Origin of the sequence: Variovorax sp. V118, assembly GCF_041154445.1 — a bacterium.
GTDB classification, from domain to species: Bacteria; Pseudomonadota; Gammaproteobacteria; order Burkholderiales; family Burkholderiaceae_C; genus Variovorax; species Variovorax boronicumulans.
Genome location: NZ_AP028663.1, coordinates 6,360,001 through 6,371,338 on the forward strand (window position 1 = coordinate 6,360,001; position 11,338 = coordinate 6,371,338).

Consider the following 11,338-nt stretch of genomic DNA (forward strand, 5'->3'; position numbering starts at 1 on the left):
AGTCGTCGATGCTCAAGATATTGGGCGGGCTGGAAAAGCCCGACGACGGCACGCTGCAGCTGCAGCAGAACCTGCGCGTGGCCTACGTGGCGCAGGAACCCGCGCTCGACATGGATGCGGACGTGTTCACTGCCGCCAGCCAGGGCCTGGGCGAAGTCATCGCCATCCGCGACCTGTACCTCTCCGGTGCGGACGGGCTCGACCTGGACGCCCTGCAGTCCAAGATCGAAGCCTACGACTCCTGGAACTGGGAACAGCGCGTCGAAGAGACGCTGCATCGCCTCCACCTCGACCGCAACGCGCGCGTCGGCTCGCTCTCGGGCGGCACGCGCAAGCGGGTCGCGCTGGCCCAAGCCCTGGTGGCCGCGCCGGATGTACTTCTATTAGACGAACCCACCAACCACCTGGACCTCGACTCCATCGAGTGGCTGGAGCAGTTGCTGATCGACTTCAAGGGCAGCGTCGTCACCATCACCCACGACCGCAGCTTCCTGAACCGCGTCGCCACCCGCATCGTGGAGCTCGACCGGGGCAAGCTGGGTTCCTACCCGGGCAACTTCGAGCAGTACCTCGTCCAGAAGGAAGAGCAGCTCGCCCAGGAAGCGATCATCAGCGCCAAGGCCGACAAGCTGCTGGCGCAGGAAGAGATCTGGATCCGCAAGGGCGTCGAGGCGCGCCGCACGCGCAGCCAGAGCCGCATCACGCGGCTGCAGGAATTGCGCGCCAGCCGCGCCGCGCGCCGCGAGGTGCAGGGCAGCGTCAACATGGACGTGGCCTCGGGCCAGTCCAGCGGCAAGATCGTGGCCGAACTCACCGACGCCACCAAGTCCTTCGGCGAGAAGACCGTGATCCGCGGCTTCAGCGGCACCATCCTGCGCGGCGACAAGATCGGCCTGCTGGGCCCGAACGGCGCCGGCAAGACGACGCTGCTCAAGCTGATCCTGGGCGAACTCGAGCCCGACAGCGGCAAGATCCGCCGCGGCACCAACCAGCAGGTGGCGTACTTCGACCAGATGCGCGACAAGCTCGACCTCGACGCCACGCTGGAAGACTTCATCAGCCCCGGCAGCGAGTGGATCGAAATCGGCAGCCAGAAGAAGCACGTCAAGAGCTACCTGTCGGACTTCCTGTTCTCGCCCGCGCGCGCCAACTCCCCCGTGCGCTCGCTCAGCGGCGGCGAACGCAACCGCCTGCTGCTGGCGCGCCTGTTCGCGCGCCCGGCCAACGTGCTGGTGCTCGACGAGCCAACCAACGACCTGGACATCGACACGCTCGAGCTGCTCGAAGGCCTGCTGCAGGACTACGACGGCACCGTGTTCCTCGTGAGCCACGACCGCACCTTCCTCGACAACGTGGTGACCAGCACGATCGCCTTCGAAGGCGATGGCCGCTGGCGCGAGTACGAGGGCAGCGTGGAAGACTGGCTGATCCAGTCCAAGCGCGCACGCGAGATCGCCGAGCAACGCCTCGCGTCGGCACCACCGCCGCCACCAGCCGCCGCCCCGGCCCCCGCGGCTGCGCCCGCCGCAGCCCCCGCCGGCGGCCCCCGCAAGAAGCTCTCTTACAAGGAGCAGCGCGAACTCGAAGCCCTGCCCGCGCAGATCGAAGCCCTCGAAGCCGAGCAGAAGCGCATCAGCGAAATGCTCGAGCTCGACGGCGGCGCCATCTACGCGAGCGACGCCTCCCGTGCGGTCGAGCTGAGCGAGCGCCACGCCAAGATCGACGACGAACTGCTCGCCGCACTGGAGCGCCAGGAAGAACTCGGCGCCGGGCGCTGAGCGCCGTCTTCCTGCGCCGGTTGGCCGCCCGTCCCACCCACGGCGGGCGCCAACTCGGCTATACATGCGGCACCGCCTTCCCAAGCCCCCGGAAAGACCCCGCCGCATGCCTTCCTCTTCCTTCCACGCGTTGGTCCGCCGCAGCGTCGCGCTGCTGGCCCTCATGGTGCTCGGCGCCTGCGCGCAGCTGCCGAAGGAGGTGGACCGCCCCGTCTCGACCGCGCTCGCCTCGCCCGAGGGCACGGCGCTGGCCACGCTGCTGAAAGAGCGGCGGCAGGCCGACAAGGCGCGCTTCGACTCGGGATTCGTTTTGCTGGGCGGCCCGCAGGCCGCCTACGGCAGCCGACTGGCGCTGATCGAGAACGCACAGAAGACGCTGGACCTGCAGTACTACGCCATCCACGCCGACGCCAGCACCGGCCGGCTGGTGCGCGGGCTGCGCGCGGCGGCCGAGCGCGGCGTGCGGGTGCGCATCCTGCTGGACGACTTCCACACCATCGGCCGCGACGCGCTGGTGCTCGGCCTGGCCTTCATTCCGAACATCGAGATGCGGCTGTTCAACCCGCTCGCGGGTTCGCGCGGCACCGGCTTCAACCGCATGCTCAACGCCATCGGCGAGGTCTCGCGCATCCAGCAGCGCATGCACAACAAGCTGTTCCTGGCCGACAACGTGATGGGGGTGACGGGCGGGCGCAACCTGGGCGACGCCTACTTCGGCAATGCCATCACCGGCAACTTCGTCGACGTCGACGTGCTGGCGGCCGGCCCGATCGTGCAGGACCTCTCGCGCAGCTTCGACAGCTACTGGAACAACGAGCGCGCCTACCCCGTGCAGTCGCTGGTCTCGCGCGAGGAGTTCCAGCGCATCCGCGACCGCGCGCGCCGGGTCGACCAGGAACTCAGCGACGAAGCGGCCGAAGCGCGCAACCAGCCCAAGCCCCCGGACGGCGAGCCGCGCCCCGGCGCCGGCCCCACGCCCGAGCAGCGGGCCCGCGCCTGGGACGAGAAGCCGCTCGACCTGCGCAGCGCCGCCTTCGTCTGGGCTCCGGCCCTGATGCTGGCCGACGCGCCCGGCAAGATCCCGGCCGACAGCGGCCCCGGCGCGGTGCGCAACCCCGACCTCGTGGTCAGCCGGCCCGAGCTGCCCTCGCGCAGCGCCACCGCGCTGGCCGACCTGGCCTCCAGCGGCGACACGGTGGTCGAAGGCCTGCTGCACCTGATCGGCCAGGCGCGCACCGACCTGCTGATCATCTCGCCCTACTTCGTGCCCGGCCCCGACATGCAGCAGGCCTTTGCCGCGGCGCGCGCGCGGGGCGTGCGCATCCGGGTGCTGACGAATTCACTGGCCTCGAACGACGCACCCATCGCCCACGTCGGCTATGCGCGCCACCGCAAGGCGCTGCTCGCCGCGGGCGTGGAGCTGTACGAGCTGCGCAGCGAGCAGGCCGACTTCGGCAATGTGTTCGGCTCCTCGGGCGGCAGCGGCGCGGGCAGCGTGAGCGGCGAATCGCGCGCGATGCTGCACTCCAAGGTGCTGGTGATGGACGGCCGGCTGCTGGTGGTCGGCTCCATGAACCTCGACCTGCGCTCGCAGCTGCAGAACACCGAGATCGCGCTGCTGATCCGCAGCGGCGAACTCTCGCGCATGGCGGCCGAGCAGATCGAGCGCGGCATGCGCGAGCGCGCCTGGCATGTCGAACTCGCGCAGGGCACGCTGGTGTGGCACGCGCCCGAGGGCAGCGGCCTGCAGGACACGGACACCGAACCCGACGCGAGCGCCACGCTGCGCTTCCTGCTGCGGCTGTTCGGGCCGTTGGCGCCGGACCAGTTGCTCTGACGGTCCGGCTCGACCAGTTCAGTGCTTGTGCTGGTGCGCACCGCCCGCCGCGGGCGCAGCAGCAGCGGCGGCGCCTTCCGGCGCGCCGACCGGCAGCTTCAGCTCCAGCGTCGTCTTCGCGCCCTTGGCGTCCTCGAACTTGAGGGTCATGGGAACGGTCGCGCCCTTGGTCATCGCGCCCTTCAGGTCCATCAGCATCACGTGGTAGCCGCCGGGCTTGAGCTCGACGGTCTTGCCGGCCGGCAGCTCGAGGCCGCCCGCGAGTTCGCGCATGCGCATGGTGTCGCCTTCCATCCTCATCTCGTGCACCTCGGCCACGCCGGCGGCGGGCGTCGAGATGCCGACCAGCTTCGTGCCCGTGGGCGCGGTGAGCTTCATGAAGGCGCCCGTGCCGCTCTGGCCCGGCACCGACTGGCGCACCCAGGCGTCGCGCACGTCGACCGTGGCCACGCCCTGCGCCACCACGTCGAGCTTGGCCGCGGGCTTCTTCAGGCCGGCCGTGGTGCTTCCCGCGGCGGGCACTTCGGCCCAGTCGACGCTGCCGACGTCGCAGTCCTGGCGCACCTTGAACCACAGCGGGCCCGGCGTGGCGGGCACCTTGCCGCGCAGCACGAACTCGCCGCGCTCGCTGCCGGGCAGCGCGTTCTGCGGCGTCTCTGCCGTCCAGCGCACTTCACCTTCGGCGCTGCCGGCCTTGGGCGCATCGAGCTTCCAGCCCTTGCGCGCCTGGGCGTCGGTGAGCACGAAGCCCTTGGGCAGGCGCACCGCGAGGCCGGTCGTGGCCTTGGCGCCTTCGCAGGCGTGACCGACGCGGAAGGCGGCGTTGTACTCGCTGCCGACGGTGGCGCCGCCCGGGGGGAGGCTCACGTGGGCACCGGCGGCGCCGGCACCGGCCAGCAGGGCGCAGGCGGCGAGGATGTGGAAAGTGGGGGTCGAAAGCTTCGTCATGGCGTGTGTCCTTGGGTAGGAAAAAGTGAGGGTCAGAGGTCGAACTTCAGTTCGGCCACGAAGGTGCGTTGCGGGTACGGGTGGAAGGCCCAGTAGGTGCGGTTGTTCAGGTTGTCGATGCCGACGGCGGCGCTCCATTGGCGGTCGATGCGGTAGCGGATGCGCGCATCGACCACGAAGAACTTCGAGAAGCCCATGAAGGCCATGCCGTTCGGGTCGCTGTTGTCGAGCGTGCCGTACTGCCGGCCGCTGTAGCGCGCGCCGACGGTGTAGCTCCACTTGGCGTCGGGCCGGTAGGTGGCGAGCAGCGAGGCGCGCACCTTGGGCACGCGCGGCTGGTCCCGCCCCACGCTGGCCGGGAAGCCGCGGTTGGCGGTGATCTTCGAATCGGTCAGCGTGAGGCTGCCGCCCAGGTCCAGTCCCTGGATGCCCGCGTCGACCGTGTTCACCGCCACCTCCAGCCCGCGCGTGCGGATGGCGTCGACGTTCTGTACGGTGCTCACGAGGTTGGTGAGCGCCTGGGTGTAGAGCGCGTCCTTCGTGTGCTCGAAGAACAGCGTGGTGCGCAGCACGCCGTCGACGCCCCAGCGCTTGAGGTCGCGCTCGGCGCTCAGCTCGGCGGTCCACGAGCGCTCGGGACGCAGCTCGGGGTTGGTGTTGACGATGCGGTTGCCCTCGATCGAGCCCTGGTAGAGCTCGCTCACGGTGGGCATGCGCACGGCGCGGCCGACCGAGGCCTTGAAGTGCCAGTCGGGCGTGGCCTGCCAGGCGAGCGCGGCCTTGGGCGAGACGAAGCTGTTCTTGCGCGGCGCGAAGTCGAGCAGCCGCGCCGCGTTGCCGAGCTGGCCGCCGTACGCCTCCCAGCGCTCGTGGCGCAGGCCCAGCGTGGTCTTCCAGTCTTTCGCGAAGCGCCAGGTGTCCTGCACGTAGAGCGAACGCAGCCGCGTGTTGCCGTTGAAGGCGGAGAACGGCGACACGGCTGGCCCGCCGATCCAGTCGCGCGTGTTGCCGATGGCGCTGCGCAGCCGCGCGGTGTCCTGCTGGACGCCGAAGTCGACCACGTGCGCGCCCACGCCTTCGGCCGAGCCGGTGGGCCGCCAGGTGCCCGCGGCCTTGAAGGTGTGCCAGCCGGTGCCGCCCATGTCGGTGGTGCGGCCGGGGCCGCCGGAGAAGGCGCCCGGCAGCGCCGTGGTCGGCGTGCGCGAGGTGTCTTTCGCGTAGTCGAACAGGCTCGCCGCCACCTCCCAGTCGAACACGCCGCCGGTGTGGCTCTTCACCGAGAGGCCGTGCATGTAGTGCGTGAGCGCCGTCTCGGTCGGCGCGAAGGCGGCGGCCGGCGTGTCGAGGTTGTAGGTGCGTCCGCCGAGGTTCACGCGCCCGCCGTACACCGGCTGGCCGAGCGCATCGCGCAGGTAGGTGTCGGTGCTGCCGTGCGTGGTGTTGTGCCAGGCGCCCAGCGTGTAGGTGGCGCGCACCGTGGGCGAGAAGTCGTAGGCCAGCTTGAGCTTGGCCTGCTCCTGGGTGGTGTCGTAGGCGGTGATGCCGCCCAGCAGCCACCACGGCTGGTTCGACGGGTTCAGCCCGAGCACCGCGCCGGTGACGGGCGTGCCCGCGCTGCCCACCGTGCCGGCGCTCACGAGCCGGTTGGCGAACGACAGCGACTGCCCCTTGCTGTGGGTGCGCGAGGCGCCGAGCCACCACGACCAGTCGCCGCTGCGGCTGCCCAGCGACAGGTCGAGCTGCTGGCCGCCCGGCGACGAATGGCTGTTGTACAGGTCGAAGTTCGAGGTGAAGCCGCTGAGCTTGACGTGCGCCTCGAGCTGCGTGGGCATGCGCGTCACGTAGTCGACCACGGCGCCCACCGAGTTGCCCGGGTAGGCGGCCGAGAACGGGCCGTAGAGCACGTCGACGCGCTCGATCTCGTCGGGCGACACCATGCCCCAGCGCGGCGCGAAGGTGGCGCCGTTGCCCAGCGGGTTCGACAGCATGATGCCGTCGGCGTAGACCATCGCACGCGCGCTGTTGCCCGTGCCCGAGGCGCGCGTGGCGAGCACCGCGTGGTTGAAATCGCCGATGTAGCGCTTGCGCACCAGCAGGCTCGGCAGGTACTTGAGCGCGTCTTCGGCGTCGGTCGCGTTGACCGTCTCGGCGATCTGCTCGGCGGTCACGCCTTCGATGGTGGTGGGGATCTGCGTCGGCAGCGAGGTCGGCCGGCCGCCGCTGATGGTGACGGTACCCAGCGTGCGGCCCGGGGCGGCCGCAGCGCCGGCCTCCGGCGGATCAACGTCCGGCGGCGTTTGCTGCTGCGCCCACACCGGCGCGCTGAGGGGAAATGCCATGGCGATCGCCAGGGCGCGGGAGTGCTGCTTCATGGGGAACCGGCTCCACGAACTTCAAGCCAAAGGGACTGCCTGCGCGCACCTGGGGTGCACCGACAGACAGCGCTGTTGCTGATCGCTCAGGCGGAACGCGGGGGCCCACGGGCCGGAAGCGGCGCGGCCGTGGCCGCGGCATGGCGCGCGGCGGGAATGGGTTGAAGCACGCGCCCCAGCGGCAGGGGCGCATCGAACGCGGCCGCCACGGGCGGCGGGGGCGGCGCGCCGGTCAGCACGCACAGCGGGCAGTCCATGTGCGTGGCGCCCATGTCCTGCACGCCATCTTCGGTGTGCACCACCACCTTGATGGTGCCGGCGCCGGAACACACCAGTTCCATCGCCTGCGGATGCACCACCGGCGACGCCACCGCCACGCCCAGCGACAGCACGAACCACAGCAGCACCCAGCGGCCGAGGCGGCCGATCAGGCGGGGGTGGGGGCGCAACGTGTGCATGGCGGTCGCGATTATCGGCGCACTTTGCTGTTGGTGGCCTTGGGGGCGGCACGGGGTGCGGCCTTGCCCTTGGGCGCGGCAGCGGCCTTGGACGCCGGCTTGGCCCCGCCCTTCGCGGCGGCCTTCTGGCCCGTGCCCTTGGCCGCCTTCTGTCCCTTGACGTTCTTGCCACCGCGCACCGCCTTGCGGGCCGGCGGCTCGGGCGCGGCGAGCGCCGGCATCGGCAGCGCCTGCTGCGCCTGCGCCTCGGTGAGCACCGGCGTGACGCGAAAGCCGCGCGCCGCCATCAGCGTGGGCAGGCCCTGCGCGCCGACCATGTGCAGCGCGCCGACCGCGGCGAAGGCGCTGCGCCCGCCCGCATGCAGGCGCTCGATGCCATCGGCCAGTCCGGGGTTGCGGTCGTCGAGCAGGCGCTTCATGAGGCGCTGCTCGGCCGGCGTGTTCAGGCACTCGCACCACTCGGCGTAGCGCGCCAGCCGGGCCGCGTCGCTGCGTGCCCAGACATCGGCCAGCGTCTTGAGCTGGCCGCGCAGCCGGCCCGATTCGAGCTCGTCGAGCATGGCGTCGATCTGCTCGGCCTCCTCCGCTTCGGAGCCGCCGGTGAGCCAGCGCAGCTGGTCGGCCGCGTTCTCGAGCGCGACGATCGGCTTGTTGCTGTTGCGGGCCGAGACGGCCAGCGTCTCGTCGACACCGAACTCCGCATACAGCCCGTCGGCGCGCGCCGCCAGCGCGGTCAGCGCCGTCACCTGCAGGATGGGCGGCAGCCGGGCGGTCGAACCCGGCGGCACGCAGGCCTCGGCGTTCTGGCGCTCGAGCCGGCGGGCGCGTTCGCCGCTGAGCACGCGCGCCACCGCGGCCGGATCGGCGGGCTGGCTCAGGGCGCGCACCGTGGCGTCGTCGCGCGAGTCGAGCTCCAGCGCGAGCGTGTCGCTCTGCGCCAGCGCCTTCTGCACGGTGGGACCGGGGCGCACCCATTCGCCGCGCCCCAGGTGCAGGGTGCCGTAGAGCCACGAGGTGCGGCCGTCGCGCTCGATGCGCCACAGCAGGCCGCGGTCGATGCCGTTGCGCAGGCCGATGCCGGGCTTCTCCAGGCTCGCGATGGCCGAGGGCGGGCAGGCGGTGGCATGTGCGGCCACCGCGATGAAACAACCACCGACGGCCGCGAAGGCCTGGCGGGTCAGACGTGCAAGAAGGCGCTGGGGCGCCGGCCGGTCGGTGCCGCGCGACAGCAGGCGCAGCGGTGCGACGAGGGCTCGGAGTATCCGCAAGGCGAGCTCCATGATTGAAAGAAAGTCCGGCATTCTCACAGCACCGCTGCCCATAATCCAAAACCATGCAAAGCATCTTTCACCTTGCCTTCCACGTGCGCGACCTGGACGGCGCCCGCCGCTTCTACGGCGACGTGCTGGGCTGCGCCGAAGGCCGCAGCACCGACACCTGGGTCGACTTCGACTTCTTCGGCCACCAGATCTCGCTGCATCTCGGTGAACCCTTCGCCACCACCCGCACCGGCCGCGTCGGCGACGCGATGGTGCCCATGCCGCACTTCGGCATCGTGCTCGCGCTGCCCGACTGGCAGGCGCTGGCCGGGCGCCTCGAAGCCGCCGGCACCGAGTTCGTGCTGAAGCCGCAGGTGCGCTTCGAAGGCCAGCCGGGCGAGCAGTGGACGATGTTCTTCTGCGACCCCTTCGGCAACCCGATCGAGGTCAAGGGTTTCCGTTCGCTCGACACGCTCTACGACAAGTGACCCTGCGCCCGCCCGTTCCCGCTCTTCGGGCGCCTCGGGCGGCCGCGTCCCTCCTCGGCCCGGCCGCGATCGCATTGGCCGCGCTGCTGGGTACCCCGACGGCCCATGCGCAGCAGGAGTGCGAACTCAACGGCCAGCGCGTGAGCCCCGCCGACGGCAACAGCACCGCCGGCAAGACCGGCCTGATGCGCTGCAAGGACCGCGGCACCGGCGAGCTCCAGCGCGAGCAGCAGGTGCAGAACGGCGTCTTCATGGGCCTGGTGCGCTTCTATGAAAAGGGCAAGCTCGCGCGCGAGCACACCATCAACGCCAAGGGCAACATGCACGGCCGCGCGCGCGAGTTCGCGCCCGGCGGCCAGGTGCTGCGCGATGCCACGTACGACGACGGCCAGGAGCGCGGCCTGGTGCGCAGCTTCTACCCCGGCGGCCAGCTGCGGCGCGCCACCTTCTACCCCGACCGCGGCACCGAGCGCGCCATGGTCGAGTTCACCGAGCGCGGCCAGATGTCGATGCTGCGCTGCGCCGAGGCGCCCGTGCTGGCGCCGGTGGCCGACGATGCCAGGCTGTGCGGCTTCACGGGCGGGCCCTCGAACGTCGACCTGTTCGACGCGCGCGGCACGCTGCGCTCGCGGCTGTCGTACCAGGCGGGCAAGCGCGTGCGCACGCAGGAGTTCTACGACAACGGCAAGCCCTCGGTGGTCGACGAGACCACCGGCAACCGGCGCGTGGAGCGCAGTTTTTCGTCCGAGGGCGTGAAGCGGCGCGAAACCGTGTGGCTGCTGGTCGGGCGCTCGTCGATCCGCCAGCGCGAGCAGGAGTTTTCCGACCGCGGCTCGCTGGTGCGCGACCAGCGCTGGAACGCCGCGGGCGAGCCCCTGAGCGACGACAGCTACCACCTCAACGGCCAGCCGCGCAGCAAGGCCGTCTACAGCGGCGCCGGCAGCGAGCGCACGGTCGACGTGACCGAGTTCTACGACAGCGGCCAGCGCGCCGCACAGGGCCGCTACCTCGCGCCGGGGCGTGGCCGGCAGGTGCCCGTGGGCACGCACCAGCGCTTCAATGAAAAGGGCGAGCTGCTGGCCGAGTCGAGCTTCGACGACAAGGGCCGCGTGACGCGCGAACGCAGCTGGGACGAGAACGGCGAGCTGCAGCGCGACGACGAAGTCTTCGAAGACGGCTCGCGAAAAGCGTTCGCCCGCTAGGACGAACGCCCCTGGGCGGCATCAGTCCAGCTTGATGCCGGCCTGCTTGATGATCGGGCCCCAGCGCTTCGACTCCGCGCGCGACAGCGCCGCGAACTGCGCCGGCGTGCCGGGCATCGCTTCCATGCCGAAGTCGTCGAAGCGCTTTTGCACGGCCGGCGTGCTGAAGGCCTTGTTCAGGTCGGCGTTGAGCTTGTTCACCACCGCGGCGGGCAGGCCGGCCGGGCCGAGGATGCCCTGGAACGCGAACACCTCGGTGTTGGGCACGCCCACTTCGGCCAGCGTCGGCACGTCGGGCAGGCGCTTGCTGCGCGCGCCCGAGCCGATGGCCAGCACGCGCACCTTGTTGCCCTGCATGATCGGCAGGCCCGAGGCCAGGTCCAGGAACATGCACGGCACCTGGCCGCCCATCACGTCGGCCATGGCCGGCGCCGCGCCGCGGTAGGGGATGTGGGTGATGAAGGTGCCGGTGCGCGCCTTGAACATTTCCATCGCCAGGTGGTGCGGCGAACCGTTGCCCGGCGACGCGTAGTTCACCTTGCCGGGGTTGGCCTTCACGTAGGCCAGGAACTCCTTGAAGGTCTTGGCCGGGAAGTCCGGGTGCACCACCAGCGCGAGCGGGAACTTGCCGATGGCGCCGATGTAGGTGAAGTCTTTCTCGGGGTTGAACGGCAGCTTGCTGAACAGGTGCTCGTTGAAGGCCAGCACGGCGTTGTCGGCCGACAGCACCGTGTAGCCGTCGGGCTTGCTCTTGGCGACCAGGTCGGCGCCGATGTTGGTCGACGCGCCGGGGCGGTTGTCGACCACGATCTGCTGGCCCAGCGTCTGGCGCATGGCCTCGGCCAGCACGCGCGCGATCACGTCGGTGCCGCCGCCCGCGGGGTACGGCACGACCCACTTGATGAGCTGCGCGGGATAGTCCTGTGCGTGGGCGAAGGGGGCTGCGGCCACGGCGGCGCCGGAGGCGAGCGTGGCGAGAAGGGTGCGGCGATCCAT

9 protein-coding genes (1 of these 9 cut by a window edge) are annotated in these 11,338 nt (G+C 70.9%); 4 read left to right on the forward strand and 5 right to left on the reverse strand.

Annotation, left to right across the window (positions count from 1 at the left end; translation table 11 throughout):
* Nucleotides 1–1,778, forward strand: the 3' portion of a protein-coding gene (locus ACAM52_RS29575; protein WP_369645329.1) for an ATP-binding cassette domain-containing protein. Its footprint begins 124 nt before the window's first position; only the last 1,778 of its 1,902 coding nucleotides appear in the window; the start codon falls outside the window, past its left edge; it ends in the stop codon at nucleotides 1,776–1,778.
* A gap of 106 nt (nucleotides 1,779–1,884) precedes the next feature.
* Nucleotides 1,885–3,615 (forward strand): phospholipase D family protein, encoded by a 1,731-nt coding sequence (locus tag ACAM52_RS29580; RefSeq protein WP_369645330.1) that lies wholly within the window; start codon nucleotides 1,885–1,887, stop codon nucleotides 3,613–3,615.
* 18 nt (nucleotides 3,616–3,633) lie between these two features.
* Here ACAM52_RS29580 and ACAM52_RS29585 read toward each other — a convergent pair whose 3' ends face one another.
* The 4 genes from ACAM52_RS29585 to ACAM52_RS29600 form a co-directional block, all read right to left on the reverse strand.
* Nucleotides 3,634–4,563 (reverse strand): copper chaperone PCu(A)C, encoded by a 930-nt coding sequence (locus tag ACAM52_RS29585; protein WP_369645331.1) that lies wholly within the window; start codon nucleotides 4,561–4,563, stop codon nucleotides 3,634–3,636.
* 32 nt (nucleotides 4,564–4,595) lie between these two features.
* The gene (locus tag ACAM52_RS29590; protein WP_369645332.1) at nucleotides 4,596–6,935 is read right to left on the reverse strand and encodes a TonB-dependent receptor; all 2,340 of its coding nucleotides are present in this window, start codon (nucleotides 6,933–6,935) and stop codon (nucleotides 4,596–4,598) included.
* Nucleotides 6,936–7,021: 86 nt separating this feature from the next.
* Nucleotides 7,022–7,393, reverse strand: coding sequence for a DUF2946 family protein (locus ACAM52_RS29595; protein WP_070063852.1), 372 nt, complete (start codon nucleotides 7,391–7,393; stop codon nucleotides 7,022–7,024).
* Nucleotides 7,394–7,404: 11 nt separating this feature from the next.
* Nucleotides 7,405–8,661: a TraB/GumN family protein gene (locus ACAM52_RS29600; RefSeq protein WP_369645333.1), complete on the reverse strand. Its 1,257-nt coding sequence runs from the start codon at nucleotides 8,659–8,661 to the stop codon at nucleotides 7,405–7,407.
* 65 nt (nucleotides 8,662–8,726) lie between these two features.
* On the opposite strand from ACAM52_RS29600, the gene ACAM52_RS29605 reads away from it, so the two are divergent.
* Together ACAM52_RS29605 and ACAM52_RS29610 are read left to right on the forward strand one after the other, a co-directional pair.
* Nucleotides 8,727–9,140 carry a VOC family protein gene (locus ACAM52_RS29605; protein WP_062482861.1) on the forward strand — a complete coding sequence of 138 codons (414 nt, stop codon included), beginning with the start codon at nucleotides 8,727–8,729 and terminating at the stop codon, nucleotides 9,138–9,140.
* 74 nt (nucleotides 9,141–9,214) lie between these two features.
* Complete coding sequence (locus ACAM52_RS29610; RefSeq protein ID WP_369645334.1) at nucleotides 9,215–10,342, forward strand: toxin-antitoxin system YwqK family antitoxin; 1,128 nt, start codon at nucleotides 9,215–9,217, stop codon at nucleotides 10,340–10,342.
* Between the two features lie 21 nt (nucleotides 10,343–10,363).
* Here ACAM52_RS29610 and ACAM52_RS29615 read toward each other — a convergent pair whose 3' ends face one another.
* Complete coding sequence (locus tag ACAM52_RS29615) at nucleotides 10,364–11,338, reverse strand: tripartite tricarboxylate transporter substrate binding protein (RefSeq protein WP_159274654.1); 975 nt, start codon at nucleotides 11,336–11,338, stop codon at nucleotides 10,364–10,366.